The following is a 394-nucleotide window of genomic DNA, read 5'->3' as shown; positions in this document are numbered from 1 at the left end:
AGAGATTTTGGTAATTTAGTTCCCGATTTAGTAGTAGAAATTAAATCAAAAACTGATAGAGTTGCTAAATTAGAAGATAAACTCAAATTGTTTTTAGAATTAGGTGCAAAGGTAGCAATTCTAATTAATCCTGATGAATTAACTGTTACTGTTTATCGTCCTGATGGTAAAATTACATTATTAACAGAAGATGATAAATTAACTGTAAGTGAATTATTTCCTGGTTGGGAAATTGCTATTTCTGAATTATGGCCTCCTGTATTTGAATAAGTATTTACAGCACTTCCCGATGTTATGAGGTACAAGAACCCCACCCCCAACCCCCTCCCCGCAAGCAGGGGGTTTTCATTCTCCGAGGTAAAGAAGAAAAGAATAGTGATCTTTTCTTGATAAA

The 394-nt window shown here is 34.0% G+C and carries 1 protein-coding gene; it reads left to right on the top strand.

Annotated features, from left to right (window positions below):
* Positions 1–270: Uma2 family endonuclease (locus ACIR131C_RS26790; RefSeq protein ID WP_035371910.1), on the top strand; the 270-nt coding region annotated here is incomplete at its 5' end.
* Between the last annotated feature and the right edge of the window lie 124 nt (positions 271–394).

Source organism: Dolichospermum circinale AWQC131C (genome assembly GCF_000426905.1).
GTDB classification, from domain to species: Bacteria; Cyanobacteriota; Cyanobacteriia; order Cyanobacteriales; family Nostocaceae; genus Dolichospermum; species Dolichospermum circinale.
This window is presented reverse-complemented; position numbering and strand designations above follow the sequence as displayed.